Below are 21,363 nucleotides of genomic sequence, written 5' to 3' on the forward strand. Positions count from 1 at the left end.
CGCATGCGGGAGATGCCCACCGCAAGACCGCAGCGGATGCGGTCCGTTTTGATGGGGCGGCGCACTGCTGTCCGCCGCCCCGCGGCAGCAGTGGTCAACTCATGCAGATGACGCGCACAAAGTCGCGCATTTTGACTGCCACTTAACAACCGATCCCCATTCGCGCGCTGCATTTCGCATCGTCACGTGTGGTCGGTATGCTGTGCCGCATGCAGCCAAAGAAATACGCCCTCCCGCTGATGGTCCTGACCCTGGCCACCACGTCCGTGGCCCATGCGCGCGGCACCATCGACAAGGTGGACATCAAGGGACTGGACAAGGGCGACGACGCCGCGATCATCGAGAACATCCAGGAATCGCTGACGCTGTACGACACCATCGGCAAGGAACAGGGCGAGTCCCGGCTGGAATACCTGCTGTCGCAGGCCGAACGGCAGACCCGCGAAGCGCTGGAGCCGTTTGGTTACTACAACCCGGTGATCACCGTGGAAGCGCCCCGCCAGGACGAGCGCGTGCAGGTGCATATCCGGGTGGAGAAGGGCGAGCCGGTGCGCGTGCGCCGCGAGCACATCGACATCACCGGTCCTGCCATGTATGACCAGTACCTGCAGGATGACTTGGCCGCGTTCAAGCCCCGCAAGGGCCAGCGCTTCGAACACACCCAGTACGAAGCCAGCAAGATCACCATCACCCGGCGCCTGGCCGAGCGTGGCTACTTCGACGCCGACTACACCCAGCGCCAGGTGCAGGTCACCCGCGCCGAGAACGCGGCCGACATCGACCTGACCTGGGACAGCGGCCGCCGCTACAACATGGGCCCGGTGACCTTCGAGCAGGACTACTTCGTCGACAAGCTGTTCGACCCGCTGGTGTACTGGGAGCAGGGCAGCTACTTCCACGAAGGCAAGCTGGACCGCCTGCGCGAATCGCTGACCAAGCTTGATTACTTCAGCGTGATCGACATCCAGCCGCGGCCCGACCAGGCCGACGAGAACGGCGAAGTGCCGGTGGACGTGAAGCTGACCCGGGCCAAGCGCACCATCTACACCTCGGGTCTGAGCTACGGCAGCGAGAGCGGCGCGGGTGTGCGTGGTGGCATCGAGCGGCGTTACGTGAACAGCCGCGGCCACAAGATGAACACCCAGCTGGACTATGCGCAGAAGCGCAAGAGCCTGACCAGCACCTACCGCGTGCCGGCGTTCAAGTGGCTCGATGGCTGGTACGGGTTCACCGCCAGTGCCTACGATGAGCAGACCGATTACATCGACCTGCGCAACTTCAAGCTGATCGCCAGCCGCAGCGGGCAGATCAACGAGAACTGGACCGCCATCGCCTCGATCAATGCACTGCGCGAGCGCTGGCGCTATGCCTCGGGCACCGAGTTCACCAACGCGGTCTACAACACCTCCACTCTGGTCTACCCGCAGCTGGTTGCCGACTACGTCAACGTGGACGACCCGCTGTTCCCGCGCAGCGGCATCAGCGGTACCGCCACGCTGCGCGGTGGCATCGAGGGCGCCGGATCGGATACCAGCTTCGTACAGGCCAATGCCGTGCTGCGCTGGTACATCCCGATGGGGCAGAGCGACCGCCTGATCCTGCGCGGCGAAGGTGGCACCACCTGGACCAGCGACCTGGTGGCGATGCCGCCCAGCCTGCGCTACTTCGCCGGTGGTGACCGCAGCATCCGCGGTTATGCCTTCCGCGAAGTGGGCCCGCGCACGCCCAAGCCGGACAAGTACGCCCTGGGTGCCAAGCACCTGGTGGTTGGTTCGGCCGAATACGAGCACTACTTCAACGGCGGCCCGTGGGGCGCGGCGGTGTTCGTCGATACCGGCAGCGCGTTCGATACCAACATCGACCTGCATACCGGCGTGGGCTTCGGCGTGCGCTGGAAATCGCCGGTGGGCCCGGTGCGCGTGGACATCGCGCACGGCCTGAACAACCCGGATTCGCAGTTCCAGCTGTACCTGAACATCGGAGCGGACCTGTGAGCGCGCAGACCCCGGACACCCGCACTCCGCCGCCGCCGCGCGTGCGCTTCTACCGCCGCCGCCGCTTCTGGGCGTGGTCGGGCGTGGGCGTGTTGGGCCTGGTGCTGCTGGGCCTGCTGGCCATCTACTGGCTGCTGCAGACCGTGGCCGGCCGCGATGTGCTGCTGGCGCAGGTGGTGGCGCGGCTGCCGGTGGGCGCCAGCTTCACCTGGGACAAGGTGGACGGCCCGGTGGCCGGGCCGCTGACCCTGTACAACGTCGACTTCCGCTACGACGACATCCACTTCCATGCCGAGCGTGCGCACCTGGAGCCGGACCTGCGCCCGCTGCTGGGCCGCAAGCTGCTGCTGGACAGGCTGGAGCTGACCAACGCCACGCTGAACCTGGCCAAGAGCGATGAGCCGTTCAAGCTGCCGTCCTGGCCCGATTCGCTGCCGCAGATCGAAATGCCGCTGGCGATCCAGGCCGATGCCATCGCCATCGACGGCTTCCGCATCAGCCAGGCCAACGAGCCGGTGATCGACATCGCCCGCGTACGCGGCGGCATCGAGATCGCCAATGGCGAATTCCAGGCACGCCAGCTGGTCGTGGCCAGCGACATGGGCGATTTCACCGCCCAGGGCCGCTACATTCCGGCCAAGGATTACGACACCGACGTGACCGTCACCGCCGTGCTGCCGGCGCCGCGCGGGCGCACCGCAGCGACCCTGGGGCTGGTCGCGCATGGCGACCTGGCGCACATGGAAGTGGCGGTGGCCGGCCGTGCACCGAAGCCGCTGAAGGCGATGCTGGTCTTCGACGGCCGCACCGACCCGACCTGGAACGCGACAATCCGCAGCGACGAACTGGACCTGGCCCTGCTGTCGCCGGCCCTGGCCAGTTCGGGCATCGCGCCGCTGGCACTGGATTTCACCGCCGCCGGCAAGGGCGGCAACGCCAACCTGCACGGCAGGGTGAAGCAGGGCGACCACGAACTGGAACTGGCGCCGTCGGTGGTCTCGCTGCAGGACCAGGTGCTGAAGGTATCGCCCCTGGTGGTGAAGGGCCTGGGTGGCGAAGCGCGCCTGCAGGGCACTGCCGATTTCAGCCAGGAAGACCAGCAGAAACTCGATTTCTCGGTGGTCGCGCATGACCTGACCTGGGTGCCCGCGCCGGACCCGAACACCGCCGGCAGCGCGCCGGTGCCGGTGACGCTGAAGGAAGCGCGCTTTGGACTGGCCGGCACGCTGCAGGCCTGGGCCGCGATCGGCCGTGCCGACGTGCAGCGCGAACAGCAGAAGGCGCAGCTGCACTTCGATGTGCGCGGCAACGACAAGGCCGCGCAGATCCACCAGCTGCAGGCGCAGACCCCGGGTGGCCAGCTGCAGGTGGAAGGTCAGGTGGCCTGGTCGCCGCAGCTGGACTGGGATGCCAAGGCCACGCTGAAGGACTTCGATCCGGGCTATTTCGTGCCGGGCTGGAATGGCCGCCTGTCGGGCAACCTTGCCTCCAAGGGCCAGCAGCTGCCGCCGCCGGCCAATGCGCCGCCCGGCACCGCCGGCACCCTGCAGGCGACGGTGGACCTGCCGTCGCTGAAGGGCACCCTGCGCCAGCGCAATGTCGACGCACAGGGCAGGTTCGCACTGCAGGGCGACCAGGGCCAGGGCGAGCTGAAGCTGGCCGTGGGCAGCAGCCGGGTGACCGCGTCGGGCAAGGTGGGCGACCGCCTGGATATCGATGCGCGCTTCGAACCGCTGCAGCTGAGCGACCTGCTGCCCGGTGCCGATGGCGGCCTGCGTGGCCAGGTGCAGGTGAAGGGCCCGCGCGATGCGCCGGACATCACCGCCGATCTGGTCGGCAACAACCTCAACTGGGATGGCTACGGCGCTGAAAGCCTGAGCATCAAGGGGCACCTGCCGTGGCGTGGCGACGGCGGCATGCTGGCGGTGCAGGGCCAGCAGGTCAACGCCGGTATGCTGCTGGAGCGCTTGAACGTGGATGCGCAGGGCAGTGTTTCCAACCTGCGCCTGGCCGCGCAGACCCGCAACGACCTGGGCGCCATCGACCTGCAGGGCAGCGTGCGCCAGCAGGGCCAGCAATGGCGCGGCGAGCTGGCGACGCTGCGCATCGCACCGGTGAAGGGCGATGCGTGGGCGCTGCGTGCGCCGGCGGCGTTTGCCATCAACGGCAGCACCTACACCCTGTCCGAAGCCTGCCTGGCCGCCAACAACAGCGGCTCGCTGTGCGCGCATGCCAACTGGCCGCGCGAGGGCCTGGTGGTGCGCGGTGACGCGCTGCCGCTGGCGCTGGTGCAGCCGTGGCTGCCGCCGCAGTCCGGCCGCCGCATCTACCTGCGCGGCGACCTCAGCCTGGACGCGCAGATCCGCCCGCGCGCCAATGCCTGGGAAGGCAAGGTGGAAGTGCGCTCGAAGGAAGGCGGCATCCGCCTGGGCGAGAACCGCAACACCGGCACCGACAGTACCCGCGGCGAACTGGTGCGCTATGACCAGTTCTCGCTGAAGCTGGACATGACCCCGGCCAGCATCAAGGGTTACCTGGGCCTGGGCTTCCAGGGCAACGGCTTCGTCGATGCGAAGATGCAGACCGGCTGGGAAGCCAGCGCCCCGTTGAACGGCGAGCTCTACCTCAACATGTCGCGGCTGTACTGGCTGGAGCTGTTCTCGCCGGACATCGTGCGCCCGACCGGGTTGATCGAAGGCCATGTGAGCCTGCGTGGCACGCGCGGCCAGCCCTCGCTGGGCGGTGATGCGCAGCTGAGCAACTTCAAGGGTGAATTCCCGGCGCTGGGCCTGACCTTCGACCAGGGCAAGGGCAGCTTCGTGGCCCAGCCCGATGGTTCGGCCAAGATCACCGCACAGGCCAATTCGGGCCAGGGCACGCTGTATGTCGACGGCGGCCTGTCCTGGTTCGGCGACGCCCAGCCGCTGCAGCTGAAGATCCACGGCGAGAACGTGCTGCTGTCCAACACCAGCGAACTGCGCATCGTCGCCAATCCCAACCTGGACTTCACCCTGGCCAAGGCGGCGATGGAGCTGCGCGGCACCGTCACCGTGCCCGAGGCCGACATCGACCTGGAACGCCTGGACCGCGGCACCTCGGTGTCCGAGGACGTGGTGGTGCTGGACCCGGCCGACCCGGAAGAATCGCGCACCTCGCCGCTGGACATGGACCTGACCGTGAGCCTGGGCGACAAGGTGAAGATGACCGGCTTCGGCCTGAAGGGTGGGCTGACCGGGAAGATGCAGGTCTGGGCCAAGCCCGGCCGCGAGATGACCGCCAATGGCGGGCTTGAGGTCAGCGGCCGCTACAAGGCCTACGGCCAGGATCTGACCATTACCCGCGGCAACCTCAACTGGAACTACAACGCGGTGTCCGACCCGCGCATCAACATCCGCGCCGAACGCCGCATCGGTGATGTCACCGCCGGCATCGACGTGACCGGCCGCGCGCAGCAGCCGCGCGCCGATGTGTGGTCCGACCCGGCGATGTCGCAGTCCGAGGCGCTGGCCTACCTGGTGCTGGGCCGCAGCCTGACCAACGCCAGCACCGACCAGACCCAGCAGGTCACCGCCGCCTCGGCGGCGCTGTCGGCCGGCAGCGGCCTGCTGGCTTCGCAGCTGGGCGCCAAGCTGGGCCTGGACGATGCCGGCGTGAGCCAGTCGCGCGCGCTGGGCGGTTCGGTGATTGGTTTCGGCAAGTACATTTCGCCCAAGCTGTATGTCGGCTATGGCGTGTCGATGGTCGGTGCCGGTTCGGTGCTGACCCTGAAGTACCTGCTGCGCCGCGGCTTCGACGTGGAAGTGGAATCGAGCACGGTGGAAAACCGCGGCTCGCTGAACTGGCGACGGGAGAAATAATCCGTCGCGGCATCCCTGTAGAGCCGAGCCATGCTCGGCTTAGGCGCGCAGCGCGGCCGTCCGGAAGAGCAGCCGAGCATGGGCTCGGCTCTACCTGTCAGACCCCCAACCATCGGCCGTTGCCCCATTGGCCCCCAGCGGCTATGGTCCCAGGCTGTTCTGTATTGCCGGAAACGCCGATGTCTGCCCGTAAAACCCTTCCTGCCGCCCTGGCCCTGGGCCTGACCCTCGCCGCAGGCGCCCACGCCGATGAAGGCATGTGGATGCCGACCCAGCTGCCGGAGCTGGCCAAGCCGCTGAAGGCGGCCGGTTTCAAGGGCAACCCGGCCGAGCTGGCCAACGTCACCGCGCCGCCGCTGAGCGCGGTGGTGCGTGCTGGCGGTGGCACCGCCTCGTTCGTTTCCGCCGATGGGCTGCTGCTGACCAACCACCACGTGGCGATGGGCGTGATCCAGTACAACAGCTCGCCCGAGCACGACCTGATCAATGGGGGCTTCATTGCCCAGGGCCGCGCCGACGAGCGTCCGGCCAACCCGGACTTCCGCGTGCTGGTCACCGTCGGCTTCGACAAGGTGACCGACCAGGTGCTGGCCCAGGCCAAGGGCAAGACCGGCCGCGCCTACTTCGACGCCGTCGATGCGGCCAGCAAGCAGATTGTGGCCGAGTGCGAGAAGGATGGCAGCGTGCGCTGCTCGGTGGCCAACATGTACTACGGCACCGATTTCTACCGCATCGCCCAGCTGGAACTGAGCGACGTGCGCCTGGTCTACGCACCGCCGCGTGCCATCGGCAACTACGGCGATGAGATCGACAACTTCATGTGGCCGCGCCACACCGGCGATTTCACCCTGCTGCGCGCCTACGTGGGCAAGGACGGCAAGCCGGCCGCCTACAGCAAGGACAACGTGCCCTACCAGGCGCCGGCGCACCTGCAGATGTCGGTGGAAGGCCCGAAGGAAGGCGATTATGCGATGCTGGCCGGTTACCCGGGCATCACCTACCGCCACCGCACCGCGGCCGAATTCGCCGGCCAGATCGATGCCGTGCTGCCGCGCCGCGTGTCGGTGTTCCAGCAGATGATCGACACCATCGAAGCGGCCAGCGCCAACGATGCGCAGGCGCGTACCCGCTACGCCTCGCAGCTGCAGTCGCTGAAGAACAACCGCAAGCGCGCTGCCGGTGAGCTGGAAGGCCTGCTGCGCAGCGACGCCAAGGCGCAGCGTGCGGCCGACGAAACCGCCATGCTGGCCGCCACCGACCGCAGGTACCAGGCCGACATCAAGGCGCTGCTGGCCAACCTGTCGCAGGGTGCGGCGGTGGGCGAGCGTGACCTGCTGCTGGACCAGATGGCCCTGCAGACCCAGCTGCTGCGCTCGGCGCTGCTGCTGGAACGCCTGCGCATCGAGTCGGCCAAGCCGGATGCGCAGCGTGAAACCGGCTACCAGCAGCGCGACCAGGCAATGATCGAAGGCGTGCTCAAGCAGGTGCAGCGCCGCTACGCACCGGAAGTGGAGAAGGCCCTGCTGACCCGCCTGCTGACCCGCTACCAGCAGCTGCCGGATGCGCAGCGCGTGGCCGAATTCGATACGGCCTTCGGTCGTACCCCGGAGCAGCTGGCCAAGGCGCTGGACAGCCTGTACGCCGGCACCCAGCTGGGTGACGAGGCGCAGCGCCTGTCGCGCTTCGCTGCTGCCCGCGAAGGCAAGGCCCTGGCCGCCGATCCGCTGATCGCCGTGGCCGGCCCGCTGGTGGCCGCGCAGCTGCGCATCGAGAACGAGAGCAAGACCCGCGAAGGCGAGCAGCTGCGCCTGCGCCCGGCCTACATGCAGGCACTGTTCGCCTGGCGTGCCAAGCAGGGCCGTGCCGTGTACCCCGATGCCAACCGCACCCTGCGCATCAGCTACGGCAAGGTCGAGGCGCTGCACCCGCGTGACGGCGTGACCTATTCGCCGGTGACCACCGTGGCCGGCATCGTCGAAAAGAACACCAACGCCTATCCCTTCGATGCGCCCAAGCCGCTGCTGGCAGCCATTGCCAAGGGTGATTTCGGCAGCACCGCCGACCCGGCGCTGAAGACCCAGACGGTCAACTTCCTGACCAACCTGGACACCACCGGCGGCAACTCCGGTTCGCCGGTGCTCAACGCCAAGGGCGAACTGATCGGCCTGAACTTCGACAGCAACTGGGAATCGGTCAGTGCCAGCTGGTGGTTCGACCCGCGCTTCAAGCGCGCCGTGCACGTGGACATGCGCTACCTGCGCTGGCTGCTGGCCAAGGTCTATCCGGCACCGGAGCTGCTGAAGGAAATGGGCGTGCCGGCCGAATAAGGCACGCAGCGCCCGCCCGCGACGATGAACCTGCCGCCCGCCAACGCACCGGCCGTCGATCCCCGCACCACCCTGGCCGGACTGTCGGTCTGGGTGGTCGAGGACGATGCCGAGCTGCGCGCGCTGATGCTGGACGATCTGCAGTGGCGGGGTGCGCAGGCGGTCGGCCTGGGCAGCGCCGAGGCGCTGTACCGGCAGCTGGCCACCGACCGCTGCGACATCGTGGTGCTGGATGTCGGCCTGCCCGGCGAGGATGGCTATGCGGTGGCCGCACACCTGCGCCAGGCCGCGCGCATGGGCATCGTGATGCTGACCGGGCGCGGCGAGGCGCGGGACATGGCCCACGGCCTGGCCCAGGGGGCTGATCTGTACCTGGTCAAGCCGCTGGACGTGGATGTGCTGGCGGCGGCCCTGCAGAGCCTGCGCCGGCGCCTGCCCACGGCGGGCGAACCCGCGGCCGGTGCCGCCGCTGCGCCTGCGCCTGCGTCCGATGCGGGCTGGCAGCTGCGGGATGATGGTTGGACCCTGGTCGCGCCCGCCGGTGCCCAGCTGGCGCTGACCGCCGCCGAGCGGGGCCTGCTGGGCCTGCTGCTGGATACGCCCGGATTGCCGGTGGGCCGCGAACAACTGATTGCCGCCGTTGCCGAAGACCCTTGGGATTTCGATCCGCACCGGCTGGACGTGCTGGTGCACCGCCTGCGTACGCGCACCCGCCGTGATTGCGCGCAGGATCTGCCGTTGCGCGCGGTGCGCGGCAGCGGCTACCTGTTCGTGCCCGGAACCTGACCGGCCGGCGCCCGCAGGCGCCATGGTGCCCCCCGGTGTGAGCAAGTGTGAGCCAGCGTGATCGACTGGCACTGCCTTGCTGCGCCGCGCTGCGCAGAATCCCCGCGATTTTTCCACCGAGCGCCCTGCCGGTGGTCGCTGCTGGGGAACTGTCGTGTACAAGCAAGGAATCCGGGCGTGGACGCGCCCGCTGCTGCCGTCCGTGCGTGCCTGTCTGTGGCCGCTCGCATTTGTCATGCTGCTGGGCCTGGCCCCGGCCGCGCAGGCGGTCAACCTGTCGGTGTCGCAGCTGTCCGATTCCACGTCGGCCTGGCGCAACAGCGATGGCACGGCCTCCAGTGGTGACAGCAGCGATCCGGCGCCGGTGGGTGCCCTGGTGGTCTACGACGTCACCCTGAGCAACAGCGACGCCGCCGCCGGTACCAATGTCGCGGCGGTGTTCGACCTGCCCGCCGGCACCCGCGCGGCGAACCTGCCGGCAGCCTGCAGTGCCGCCACCCAGACCCGCATCGAGTGCCTGTACCCGACCTTCGCCGGCAACAGCCAGATGACGCTGAAGCTGCTGGTGGACACCCAGGGCCTGAACCCCGGCGCGGTCACCACCTACGCGGCCATCGGCAACGCCGCATCGCGGCCGTCGCCGGCCACGCCGATCAGCGGCCTGGCCAACAGCGATCCGTTCTTCTCCGGCGACAGCAACCCGGCCAACAACCGGCTCAGCCAGCAGACCACGCTGACCAACGCCGCCGACCTGGCGCTGCAGAAGAGTGCCGCCCCGGCCACCGTGATCGGTGGCGGCGAAGTGACCTATGTGCTGACCGTGCGCAACCTGGGCCCGAGCACGGCCACCGGCTTCACCGTGGTCGACACGTTGCCGGTCGGTGCCACCGTGGTGGCGAACAGCTTCAACGGCAGCGGCTGGACCTTCAACGCCGGCACCGTCACTGCAACCTACGCCGGCAGCCTGGCGGCCGGCAGCACGGCCACCTTCCAGTTCCGGGCACGCCTGCAGGTGGGCAGCGGCACGGTCACCAACCACGCGCGCGTGCGCAGCACCGGCGTGACCGATCCGCGCCCGGACAACGACAACGCCCAGGTCGACACCGTGGTCACCACCGGTGCCGACCTGCAGCTGTCGATGACGCCTTCGCCGGCGCCGGCCACCACCGACCAGACGGTGGAATTCGTGATGACCGCGCGCAACAACGGCCCGGCCACGTCGGACACGGTCAGCATCACCGGTACCCTGCCGGCCGGTTTCAACTACACCGGCGTTACCGCACCGGCGGGCTGGAACTGCAGCGCCACCGGCGCCAATGTGACCTGCAACCGCAGCGGCAGCATGGCCAGCGGTACGGTCGAGGTGCTGCGCCTGCAGACCACGGCACCGGGCACGCCCGGCAACTACACGGCCAGCATGGTGATCGCGTCGGCCATCACGCCCGATCCGAACGACCCCAACCGCGGCACCGACAACAACACCGCCACCACCCAGGTGAGCGTGCTGGCCGATGGCGCCGACCTGGCGCTGGGCAAGACCAAGGTGGCCGTGCAGGGCGGCGGGCCCAAGGTTCCGGCCGGCAACACCAGTGACAGCGACATGCGTTCAACGCTGCGGCTGACCAACAACGGTCCTTCGCGCGTCACCGGGCAGGTGCAGATCGTCGATGTGCTCGCTTTGGGCGAGGAGTACCGCAGCGTTGAAAGCGGTCCGTTCACCTGTTCGGCCGCACCGGCCGCATGGACCAGCGGCCAGCGCCAGGTGGTCACCTGCAACTACACCGGCGCCCTGCCGGGTGCGGTCAACGCCGCGACGCCGTTCGCCACCCTGCAGCTGATCACCCGCGCGCGTGAGCAGGGCACCCTGACCAACAATGCCTGCACCGGCGGTTCGGCCCCGTCCGGCGGCCCGGCCTCGCTGCAGCCGCTGACCGAAGGTGGCGTCAACCAGGACAAGGTGACCGCCAACAACTGCAGCGGCAGTTCGGTGGCCGCGACCGCGCAGGCGGCCGATCTCTCGATCAGCAAGCAGACCGTGGCCGACGGCAACGACGACATCGTGCAGGTGAACGAAAACCGCCTGCGCTATGAAATCACTGTCACCAACCTGGGCGCGCCCACCACCGGCGTGGTGGTGCAGGATCCGCTGCCGGGCTGGGTGGCACAGGGCAGCAACCGCACCGTGGCCGAAGCCACCACGCCCACCGGCTGGAGCGCCTGCACCATCACCGCCGGCACGCTCACCTGCCGCTCCGGCACGGCGGTGCTGGCCAGCAACCAGAGCGTGACCATCACCGTCACCCTGCACAACGCCGGCAACACGCCCGGCTTCCTGCTCGACAGCGTGGGCCGCACCGCGGCCAGCGCCAGCAACAGCACCTGCGTGGCCAGTGGCAACGCACCGGCCGGGGGCCACTTCCACTGCAATACCGCCGGCGTCGGCATCGATGGCAGCATCGCCGGCTCGCTGGGTGAAACCAACTGGGGCAACAACAACGCCAGCGACTGGGTGCGGGTGGAGCGCGTGGCCAACGTGCAGACCCAGGCCAAGGACATCACCACTGGCGCCACCAGCGGCAAGGCCGGTGTCGAGTCGCGCTACCGCATCCAGTACCGCAACCAGGGCCCTTCCACGGTCCCGGGCATCGTGTACCGCGATACCTTCACCCTGCTGCCGGGCGACAGTGGCTTCACCGTGCTGCAGGCCGAAGTGGCCGGCAGCCCGGCCGTGGCCTGCAGCTTCAGCGAACGCGAAACGCAGATCATCCAGAGCACCACCGCCGGTGGCCTGTCCTACCGCAACAGCGATGCCAGCAACCCGCGCACGCTGACCCTGGTGTGCCCGGCCCGCAGTCTGGGCAACGACCAGGTGGACACCGTCAACCTGGCCATCCGCCCGAATGTGAACGCCGACAACAGCGGCCGCGTCTTCAGCAACACCGCCAGCTTCGCCATCAATGGCGGCGCCCAGGGCAGCAATGCAGATGGTGCGTGGAACTACAACAGCGTGGCCACCACGGCCGACGATGAAAAGCAGGCGGTGCTGACCTTCGGCAGCGGCGAGGTGGACCTGCTGGTGCAGAAGAACGACACCGGCTTCACTGGCGGCATCGATCCGCTGCCGTTCAACCCGGAAGATGCGGGCAGCAACCTCATCACCTACCGCATCCGCACCAGCAACCAGGGGCCGTCGCTGGCCACCGATGTGCGCGTGCTGGATGCGCTGGTGCCGCCGGCCGGCAAGACCGTCACCTACCTGGGCGCTTCGACGACCGCCGCCGGCAGCTACAGCGCCGCCCGCTGCACCGTGATCGGTGGCAACCCGACCCTGGCCGGTGACGGCAGCAGCGCGCTGCGCCTGGATTGCCAGATGCCCGGTTCGGGCTTTGCCGGCAGCGACGAGGACGGTGCGATCGCCGCCAACACCTTCAGCGATCTGTACATCCGCTACCGCTACGACACCGCGCCCGATGGCGGCGGTGACACCCTGCGCAACGGGGTGACCGTGCACTCGGCCGAAACCCGTGTCACCGGCAACGACATCGGTGCCGACGCCGACCCCAGCAACAACAGTACCGAAGAAACCACGACGATCTTCATGCGCTCGGACGTGTCGGTGGCCAAGACCATGGTGGCCCGCGCGCCGGATGCATCGCCGCTGGTGGCGTTGCCGGCCAGCGTGTCGATGGTCAGCGTGCGCCAGCCGTTCTGGTACGTGCTGACCGGGCGCAACAACGGCAACGGCCAGAGTCTGTCGCAGGACCGCAGCGCGACCTCGCAGCTGCAGGGCACCGGCACCGTGGTGACCGATACCCTGCCGGCAGGCGTGGTGGTGACCGGCGCGATCACCTGGACCAAGGCCGGACCGGCCTATCCGGGCGCGACCGCCAATGGCGGTGGCAGCTGCGTGCTCAGCGGCGTGACCATTACCTGTGAAGTGGGTGACCTGACCTACGCCGCCGGCAACCCCGGCCAGGTCCGCATCCTGGTGCCCGCGCGCTGGGATACGCTGCCGGCCGGCAGCACCGCGCCGCGCGGCACCTCGTTCAACGATGCGCGCATCAGCACCGAGCAGGTCGATGAGAACCCGGGCAACGACACCACCCGCGTACCGCTGGAGGTGGTGAACCTGTCGCTGTCCGGCACGGTGTTCGTCGACAACGACCAGGCCGGTGGCAATGGCGGCAGCCAGCAGGCAGGCGAGCCGGGCATCGCCGGGGTCAGCGTGCGCCTGCGCGGTACCGACGCGCAGGGCAATGCGGTGGACCTGGTGACCACCACCGACGCCAGCGGCCATTACCGCTTCGACAACCTGTCGCCGTCCGATGCGGTCGGCTACCAGGTGCAGCAGGTGCCGGTTACCGGCTACCAGAACAGCAGCTTCGCCCCGCCCACCACGGGCAGCGACGCGGCCACCTTCAATCCGGAAAGCTACCGCGCCGATGCCGATGGCACGGGCCTGTCGCAGTACATCGCCGTGCTGGGCGTGGACACCGTCGTTGCCGGCGGGACCATCGGCAGCCAGGGTGCCACCGCCACGCGCTACGACTTCCCCGAAGTGCGCCGCCCCAGCCTGTCCGGCTACGTGTACGTGGACCTGGACTTCAACAACCTGCGCACCGTCGGCAGCGATCCGGCCATTGCCGGTGCCACCATCGAACTGCTCGATGCCAGCACCGGTGCGGTGCTGCGCAGCACCCAGACCGATGGCAACGGCCAGTACCGTTTCGATGATCTGGACCCGACGCTGACCTACAGCCTGCGCGAACCGCTGCCGGCCGGCCCGTACAGCAACCGCCCCAGCGCGGTGACCGCCGGCACCATCGGCGGCGGCGCCTGTGCGCCGGGCACCTGCGTGGCCGGCAATGCAGTCAGCGATGCCGGTGGCAGCGATGCTGCCAGCACCGACCGCCTGTCGCGCATCGATCTGGGCCGTGGCCTGGATGGCGAGAACTTCAACTTCGGCGAAAACCCGACCGGCGCGTCGATCTCCGGCCGCGTCTGGCTGGACACCGACAACGACGGCGTGATCGATGCCAGCGAAACCGGGATCGGCAACGTCACCGTGCGCCTGACCGGTACCGACCGCAACGGCGCGGCGGTGGACCTGACCACCACCACGGCTGCCGACGGTACCTGGTCGTTCGCCGGGCTGCTGCCGGGCACCTACGTAGTGACCGAACCGGAGCAGCCGACCGGCACCCTGAACGGCCGTACCGTGGCCGGTAGCGCCGGTGGCACCGCCACCACCACGCAGGTCGTGCCGTCGGCGGTCACCGCCATCGTGCTGGCCGCCAACCAGGTCGCCACCGACTACAACTTCGGTGAGATCCTGGCGGCGTCGATCAGTGGCCGCGTGTACTACGACAACAACGACAACGGCGTGGTGGATGCGGATGAAACCGGCATCGCCAACGTCGCCGTGGTCCTGACCGGCGTCACCGCCGATGGCGAGGCGATCCACGCCAACGTGCCCACCGATGCCCAGGGTCGTTACCGCTTCGATGGCCTGCGCCCGGGCACCTACACGGTGACCGAGCCGACCCAGCCGGCGTACACCACCAACGGCATCACCCGTGCCGGCACGGTGGCTGGCAGCAGCGTGGGCGTGGCCACCGACCGCGCGACCGTGCCGTCGGCGATCAGCACGATCGTGCTGGGCAGCGGCATGCAGTCCATCGACAACGACTTCGGCGAGATTGCCGACACCCCCGACCTGGTGGTGTCCAAGCGCGCGCTGAGCCCGGTGTTCACGGTCAACAACATCGCCCGCTACGCCATCAGCGTGCGCAACATCGGGCCGCGCGACACCACCACCGCCTATGAAGTGGCCGACCGCCTGCCGGCCGGCCTGACCCTGGCCGCGGTGCCGGTGGGCGATGGCTGGCAGTGCGAGGGTGCGGTGGGGGCCGATCGTTTCCGCTGCACCAGCAGCGTGGTGATCGCCGCCAACGCGCGCCTGCCGGCGGAGATTGCCGTGGAGGCGATGGTGGCCGCTGCGGCCGCCAACGCCGGCCAGGTCGACAACGCCGTGCTGGTGCGTGGTGGGGGTGAAGACGCCGCGCATCTGCCCAGCGCTGCAGAACAGGCCGCCTTCGAAGGCGCTGTCAGCGATCTGCCGGTGTGCGATCCGGCCATCACCCAGAACGCCTGCCGCGTGCCGAACAAGGTGCAGCTGGCCGCTTCGGTGGGCGGTACCGTCTGGTACGACGTCGGCGACGGCGACCAGGTCCTGGATGGGGGCGACCAGCGCCTGCCGTCGTGGATCGTCGAGCTGGTCGACCCGGCCACCGGCAGCGTGGTGCGCAGCACCACCACCGGCGCCGATGGCAGCTACCGCTTCGGCGATGTGGTGCCGGGCATGAAGTGGAACATCCGCTTCCGCGATCCGCAGTCGAACGTGCTGTGGCCGTGGCCGGTCACCCGCGAAAGCAGCGCCGCCCCGCAGCAGGCCTGCGCCGCCGATGCCGCCATTGCCGGCGGCACCAGCAGCACCTGCCGCGTGGATGCGCAGGGCGTCAGCCAGCTGGAAGTGGTGCTGGCCGCCGGTCAGCACCTGCCAGGCCAGAGCCTGCCGGTGGACCCGAGTGGCGTGGTCTACGATGCCGTCAGCCGTGACCCGGTACCGGGCTCGGTGGTGACCCTGGCCCCGGTGGGCACCTGTGCCGGTTTCGATCCGGCAACGGCCATCCTCAATGCGGCCGGCGGTGGTTACCGCATCGACGGCACGTCCATTTCGATGACCGTGGGCAAGGAGGGCTTCTACCAGTTCGCCTTCAGTGCCGCGGCACCGGCGCGCTGCGAGTTCCGCCTGACCGTGACCCCGCCGTCCGGCTACCAGTTCGTTTCGCAGTTGATCGCGCCGGAGGGCAGTGCGCTGTCGCCGCCGGGCAACAGCGGCGCGAACTACCTGGTGCAGCCCAACGGCACCGCGCCCAGTGGTGCGGTGGGCATGGACACGCGCTACCACCTGCAGCTGTTCGCCGGCTCGGCCACGGCCGCGGTGGTGCACAACCATCTGCCGCTGGATACCGCCGTGGCCACCGGCCTGGTGATCACCAAGACCGGTGACCGCCAGACCGCAGAGATCGGTGACACCGTGCAGTACACCCTGACCGTGCGCCAGACCGCCGGCAGTGCGCTGCAGACGGTGAACGTGATCGATCGCCTGCCGCGTGGCTTCACCTACATCGACGGCACGGCCCGCGTGGATGGCCGCGCCGCTGCCGAGCCGGTGGGCCGCCCGGGTCCGCTGCTGGGCTTCAACGTGGGTGGGCTGGCCGTGGGCCGCCAGGTGGTGCTGACCTACCGCGTGCGGATCGGCGTGGGTGCGCAGCAGGGCGATGGCATCAACCGCGCGCAGGCGCACGGCTGTTCGATTGCCGGGGGCTGCATCGACACCACCCTGGTCGCACCGCTGCCGGGCGCACTGGCATCCAACCAGGCGCAGTACCGCGTGCGGGTCACCGGTGGCGTGTTCACCAACGACACCTGCGTGCTGGGCAAGGTCTTCGTCGACTGCAACGGCAACCACGTGCAGGACAGCGAAGAGCTGGGCATTCCGGGCGTGCGCCTGTACTTCAGCGACGGCACCTGGCTGGTCAGCGATTCGGAAGGCAAGTACAGCTACTGCGGCCTGCCGCCGCAGAACCACACGCTGAAGGTGGACGCCACGACCCTGCCGCAGGGTGCGCGCCTGACCACCAGCAGCAACCGCAACCTCGGCGACGCCGACAGCCTGTTCCTGGACCTGAAGAACGGTGAGCTGCACCGCGCCGACTTCGTCGAGGGCAGTTGTTCCAACCCGGTGCTGGAACAGGTCAAGGCCCGCCGCACCCAGGGTGAAGTGCGCGCGCCGGAGACCGAAGCCGGGCAGGGCGCGCTGCGTTTTGAAAGCAAGCCGGCGCGGGCGCCGCAGCAGGCCACCGACTCCGCCAACCAGAGACCGATCGTGCAACCCAGATCTGAACCGCCGCAGGACGCGGCGGCGCCGGAGGTGCAGCGATGAGCCGCGCCTTCGCACTGCATCAGCTGCCGCGCCTGAGCCTGCTGGCCTGTGCGCTGGCCAGCCTGCCGGCCATGGCCCAGAGCATCGGCACCGGCAGCCACTTCACCCCGGTACTGGGTGAGGCGGGCAGCCTGTACCCGCGCAGCCCGGCCAGCCGCGACGACGCGCCGGTGGCCTTGGCCAACCCGGCCATGGCCGAAGGCGTGGATCGCGTGATGGTCGAGCTCGACCGCGATGGCGTGCCGGCCGACGGGCAGAGCCCGGTGCAGGTGACCGTGCTGCTGCGCGATGCGCAGGGCCAGCCTCTGCAGGGTCGCCAGTTCGTCACCGTCGAACACAGCGGCGGCCGCCTGCAGCTGCCCGGTGCCGGCACCGACGAGTTCGGCCCGGCCGCGCAGGATGCCGACAAGGTGATCCCCGGCATCCAGGTGGAGGCGGTGGACGGCGTTGCCCATTTCGCGCTGCTGGCCCCGCACGAGCCGCAGGACGTGGTGCTGCGGGTCACCGCCGACGGCCAGACCGCGCAGGGCGTGATCGGCTTCGTGCCGGAAATGCGCGAGATGCTGGCCACCGGCTTGATCGAAGGGGTGATCAATTTCCGCCGCCGCTCCAATGCCAGTGCCATCGCACCGGTCACCAGCGGCGATGGCTTCGACCGTGACATCCGTCGCTGGGAGCGCCAGTTCAACAACGGCAAGGCCAGCGCGGCTGCGCGCACGGCGTTCTTCGTCAAGGGCCGGGTGAAGGGCGAGTACCTGCTCACCGCTGCCTACGATTCGGACAAGGAAACCCGCGGCCGCCTGCTGCGCGACATCCAGCCGGACGAGTACTACCCGGTCTACGGTGACGCATCGCTGCGTGGCTTCGATGCGCGGTCGGCCGAGCGCCTGTACGTGCGCGTGGACAACCGCCGCAGCTACCTGCTGTATGGCGATTTCCAGACCGGTGACAGCCTGGCCACGGCCACCGGCCTGGGCAGCAGCGCCCGCGTGCCGCAGCGCAGCCTGGGCACCTACAACCGCACCGCCACTGGCCTGGGCTGGCACTACGAGAACGACCGCGTACGTGGCAACGTGTTCGCCATCCACGATTCGCTGCAGCAGGTGATCGAGGAATTCGCCAGCCAGGGCAGTGGTCCCTACGCCCTGCGCAACAACGCCGTGCTGGAAGGCAGCGAGCGGGTGGAAGTGATCGTGCGCGACCGCAACCAGCCCTCGCGCATCGTGTCGGTGCGCAGCCTGGCGCGGCTGGTCGACTACAGCTTCGAGCCGTTCTCCGGCCGCATCCTGCTGAACCAGTTCCTGGGTGCGTTCGACAGCGACCTCAATCCGGTATCTCTGCGCATCACCTATGAACTGGACCAGGGCACCGAGAAGTACTGGGTGGGCGGCGCCGACGCACAGGTGAAGGTGACCGACGCGCTGGAAGTGGGCGCATCGGTGGTCGAGGACCGCAATCCGTTCGCACCGTTCCGCATGGCCAGCGCCAATGCCGGCTACCGCTTCGGCGAGAACACCTGGCTGGTGGCCGAAGTCGCGCGCACGCGCAGCGAGGTCAACACCAATTCGCTGAACCAGGTGGGCTCACAAGGCCTGCGTGATGTCAGCGGCGAGGTGGAAGGCAATGCGTGGCGGGTCGAGTTCGCCCACGAGGGCGAGCGGCTGCAGGCGCGGTTGTTCGCCGCCCGCACCGATCCGCAGTTCGACAACCAGGCATCGCCGCTGTACGGCGGCCGTGGCGAGTACAACGCACGCCTGAGCTGGACGCTGGGCCCGAAGCTGGAGCTGTACGCCGAAGGCCTGCGCAGCGAAGACCGCAACCCGGACGGTGGCAAGCGCGAAGCCGCGGGTGCCGGCGTGCGCGTGCAGGCCAGCGAGCGGCTGACCCTGGATGGCGGCCTGCGCAGCATCCGCGAAACCGTCGGTACCACCTCGCCGTGGTCGGTGGCATCGCCCTATGGCAATGCTGGCGGCCTGACCGGTGGTTTCGCCACCGGCGCCGGCGGCGGCGCGCTGGGGTACGGCCAGCAGGCGCTGGATCCGCAGACCGGGCTGATGGTGATCAACAGTGGTGCCGGTGCCGGCACGGTGGAAAGCCGCCTGCCGGTGGGCACCGAACTGGAATCGGACAGTGCCCGTCTGGGCGCCGGCTACCGCATCAGCGAACGCTTCAATGCCGGCGCCGAGATCGAACGCAGCATCAGCGGCGAAGAGCGCAAGCGCGTGGCGGCCGGTGTCGACTACCAGGTGCTGGAGCGCAGCCGCCTCTACGGGCGCTATGAACGGCAGACCGGCCTGACCAGCGCCTGGGGCATCACCACCACCGACCGCGACGCCGACGCGTGGGTGTTCGGTATCGACAGCACCTACCTGCGTGATACCCAGGCCTTCAGCGAGTACCGCCTGCGCGATGCCATCAGTGGCCGCGATGTGCAGGCCGCTTCAGGCATCCGCAATACCTGGGATGTGCGCGAAGGGCTGCGCCTGAGCAGTTCGGCCGAGCACGTGAACGTGATCAGCGGCGATGTGGGCGACAGCACCGGCCTGGCCGTGGCCCTGGACTACACCGCCAACCCGCTGTGGCGGGGTGCGGTGCGGATCGAGCACCGCATTTCCGAGGATGTGCCGCACACGGCCGCCAACGAAGCGTTCGACACCACGCTGCTGCAGTTCATGGTGGCGCGCAAGCTCAGCCGCGACTGGACCCTGCTGGGCCGCAACTACCTGCTCAGCACCCGCTACGACGCGCGGGGCGATGTGCTGCAGGACCGCTTCCAGATCGGCCTGGCCTACCGCGATACCGACCGCAACCGGGTCAATGCGCTGATGCGTTACGAGTACAAGCTCGAACGCGATGAAAGCGGACTGACCCTGCTGGACGGTGCGGTGGTCGATGGCAGCAGCCAGGATGTGCGGACCCGTGCGCACATCGTGTCCAGCCATGCCGACTGGCACCCGTCGCGGCCGTGGTGGCTGACCGGGCGCATCGCCGGCAAGTGGCAGCAGGACCAGTTCGCCTATGGCGATGGCACCCGCGTGAACAGCCGCTTCCACGCCATCCTGCTGTCCGGGCGCGTGGTCTATGACGTGACCGAGAACTGGGACATCGGCTTGCTGGCCTCGACCTTCCGTGGCCAGCGTGGCGCCAACCAGTACGCCTGGGGCGTGGAAGTGGGTCGCCTGCTGCGGCAGAACCTGTGGTTGTCGGCCGGTTACAACTGGACCGGCTTCGAGAGCGACCGCGACCTCAACGGCTACGAATACACCCAGCAGGGCGCGTTCCTGCGCCTGCGCTTCAAGTTCGACGAAGACCTTTTCCGGCCGGACCCGGTCCGCTATCGCGACCCGGCACGCTGAGGACACCGCCCATGATCCGTTCCGCCTTCCCGCTTGTTTCCCTTCGCCCCTTCCACGCACGCCGCAGCGCGCTTGCCGCGGCCGCACTGCTGGCATTGGCTGGCAGCGCATCGGCGCAGACCACGCTGGCCGCACCGGCACAGCGCATCACCGACCAGGCCATCCATGCCGACCTGCAGGCGTATGAGCGCACCCAGGGCCGCATCCAGGCACTGAACGACGGTGGCCGCCCGGTGCGTGACTACCATCTGTCCAAGGCGCAATGCTGGCTGGATGTGTCCTTCCACGAATACACCCGCAATGACCGCAGTGACTTCCCGCAGCAGGCGCTGGCCGAATCGGAAAAGCTGATCGCCGGCATGGAAGCCGGGCAGTCGCCGTTGCCCATGGACACCCCGCTGGTGAACAACGCAAAGCACCTGCGTGATGACCTGTGGCAGCGCCTGCGTGCGCTGCAGGGAACGCCCGGCTTCATGTGCGCGCAGCAGAAGGCGGCCTGTGGCGAAGTCGAGCTGGTGCATGCCGGCAACGAGTTCAACCAGCAGCAGTGGCGCCATTCCAAGCCCTACATCCAGATCGCCGAAGACCTGCTCAACGATGCCGAGGCGGCGGCGCGCCAGTGCGATGCCGGCCCGGCCGCGCCGCAGGCCGTGGGCCCGCTGGTGGCCAACGTGCTGTTCGAATTCGACCGCGACCGCTACCAGGACATCCGCACCTACTCGCTGGAAAGCATCGACCGCGCGCTGGCCACGATCCAGGCCGAAGGCCGCCGCCTGCGGCACGTGCAGCTGGTCGGCCATGCCGACCGCATGCAGGGCCGTGGCTTCGACTACAACCAGGCACTGTCCGAACGCCGTGCACGTACCGTGCGTGAGCTGCTGGCCGGCCGCGGTGTGGCGCCGGCCATGATCGACTTCAGCTACGTGGGCGATACCCGGCAGGTGCAGCAGTGCGCGGGCGTGACGCCGCGTGCGGCGCTGCTGGAGTGCCTGTTGCCGAACCGCCGGGTGGAAGTGCGCTTCGAACTGGAATGAC

At 68.8% G+C, this 21,363-nt stretch carries 7 protein-coding genes; all 7 read left to right on the plus strand.

Going from position 1 to position 21,363, the window contains the following annotated elements:
• The first annotated feature begins 209 nt into the window (after positions 1-209).
• The 7 genes from ACM2ZB_RS15530 (at position 210) to ACM2ZB_RS15560 (ending at position 21,362) form a co-directional block, all read left to right on the plus strand.
• On the plus strand, positions 210-1,994 hold the full coding sequence (locus ACM2ZB_RS15530) for an autotransporter assembly complex protein TamA (RefSeq protein WP_416056104.1): 1,785 nt from the start codon (positions 210-212) through the stop codon (positions 1,992-1,994).
• A complete protein-coding gene (locus ACM2ZB_RS15535) occupies positions 1,991-5,851 on the plus strand; it encodes a translocation/assembly module TamB domain-containing protein (protein WP_416056105.1) in 3,861 nt (1,286 codons plus the stop codon). Before ACM2ZB_RS15530 ends, ACM2ZB_RS15535 begins: the two co-directional genes overlap by 4 nt.
• Before the next feature lie 179 nt (positions 5,852-6,030).
• A complete protein-coding gene (locus ACM2ZB_RS15540) occupies positions 6,031-8,178 on the plus strand; it encodes a S46 family peptidase (RefSeq protein WP_416056106.1) in 2,148 nt (715 codons plus the stop codon).
• Positions 8,179-8,202: 24 nt separating this feature from the next.
• Positions 8,203-8,964, plus strand: a complete 762-nt coding sequence (locus tag ACM2ZB_RS15545) for a response regulator transcription factor (RefSeq protein ID WP_416056107.1) — start codon at positions 8,203-8,205, stop codon at positions 8,962-8,964.
• 235 nt (positions 8,965-9,199) lie between these two features.
• Positions 9,200-16,972 carry an SdrD B-like domain-containing protein gene (locus tag ACM2ZB_RS15550; RefSeq protein WP_416056108.1) on the plus strand — a complete coding sequence of 2,591 codons (7,773 nt, stop codon included), beginning with the start codon at positions 9,200-9,202 and terminating at the stop codon, positions 16,970-16,972.
• The gene (locus ACM2ZB_RS15555; RefSeq protein ID WP_416056109.1) at positions 16,969-20,328 is read left to right on the plus strand and encodes an Ig-like domain-containing protein; all 3,360 of its coding nucleotides are present in this window, start codon (positions 16,969-16,971) and stop codon (positions 20,326-20,328) included. Before ACM2ZB_RS15550 ends, ACM2ZB_RS15555 begins: the two co-directional genes overlap by 4 nt.
• Before the next feature lie 11 nt (positions 20,329-20,339).
• Positions 20,340-21,362, plus strand: coding sequence for an OmpA family protein (locus ACM2ZB_RS15560; RefSeq protein ID WP_416056110.1), 1,023 nt, complete (start codon positions 20,340-20,342; stop codon positions 21,360-21,362).
• Position 21,363 lies beyond the last annotated feature (1 nt).

This window comes from Stenotrophomonas maltophilia (assembly GCF_047782825.1).
GTDB lineage: Bacteria > Pseudomonadota > Gammaproteobacteria > Xanthomonadales > Xanthomonadaceae > Stenotrophomonas.

Excerpts from the sequence above, each read along its gene's own strand:
- ACM2ZB_RS15530 (WP_416056104.1), top strand. The coding sequence starts at position 210 with ATGCAGCCAAAGAAATACGCCCTCCCGCTGATGGTCCTGACCCTGGCC.
- ACM2ZB_RS15540 (WP_416056106.1), top strand. The coding sequence starts at position 6,031 with ATGTCTGCCCGTAAAACCCTTCCTGCCGCCCTGGCCCTGGGCCTGACC.
- ACM2ZB_RS15545 (WP_416056107.1), top strand. The coding sequence starts at position 8,203 with ATGAACCTGCCGCCCGCCAACGCACCGGCCGTCGATCCCCGCACCACC.
- ACM2ZB_RS15550 (WP_416056108.1), top strand. The coding sequence starts at position 9,200 with ATGCTGCTGGGCCTGGCCCCGGCCGCGCAGGCGGTCAACCTGTCGGTG.
- ACM2ZB_RS15555 (WP_416056109.1), top strand. The coding sequence starts at position 16,969 with ATGAGCCGCGCCTTCGCACTGCATCAGCTGCCGCGCCTGAGCCTGCTG.
- ACM2ZB_RS15560 (WP_416056110.1), top strand. The coding sequence starts at position 20,340 with ATGATCCGTTCCGCCTTCCCGCTTGTTTCCCTTCGCCCCTTCCACGCA.